Origin of the sequence: Rhizobium mayense (assembly GCF_030272705.1) — a bacterium.
Taxonomy (GTDB): Bacteria; Pseudomonadota; Alphaproteobacteria; order Rhizobiales; family Rhizobiaceae; genus Rhizobium; species Rhizobium mayense.
The window spans coordinates 1-428 of sequence record NZ_JARFYM010000126.1; the positions used below are offsets into that span (position 1 = coordinate 1).

The 428-nt window shown below is 48.1% G+C and carries 2 protein-coding genes; one reads left to right on the top strand and one right to left on the bottom strand.

Annotation, left to right across the window (positions count from 1 at the left end):
- On the top strand, positions 1 to 220 hold a 220-nt coding region (locus tag PY649_RS34885; protein ID WP_285873627.1), incomplete at its 5' end, for a hypothetical protein.
- Between the two features lies 1 nt (position 221).
- Here the strand turns inward: PY649_RS34885 and PY649_RS34890 are convergent.
- Positions 222 to 428 (bottom strand): hypothetical protein (locus tag PY649_RS34890; RefSeq protein ID WP_285873628.1); only part of this gene is annotated, 207 nt, incomplete at its 5' end.

Genomic DNA, 428 nt, shown 5'->3' on the forward strand with positions numbered 1-428 from the left:
GCAGAAAGCGGAGAAAACTGCCAGTAAATGGGCGGCTTTCACCAAGGGATTAAAAGCCGGAGCAGCTAAGGACGCCGAAGCGGAGCGGAAACGACTGGCAGAAGAACGTCAGAGAGCCGAAGCCGCCGAGAGAGAGCGGGCCGAGCAGAAAGCCAGAGACGCCAAGGCATATCAGGAAATGCTACAGGCCCGCGCAGAACGTCGAGGAAGAGGTCGGTAAACTACTTCTCGTTCCAAATTTTGATTGGTACAGAAGTTTCTGGGGTTATTCCGGCGGCGTAGTGGCCATTGTGATCGTATAATCCAGATTGGATACTAAAAACGGCAAAGCAATTATGCATTCTACCGTATTCATCTAAAGCTTTTTCACCAGGAATCTCTATATATAAAGCTTTTTTATCGAGTGGTGAATTTTTAATACTTAGGCC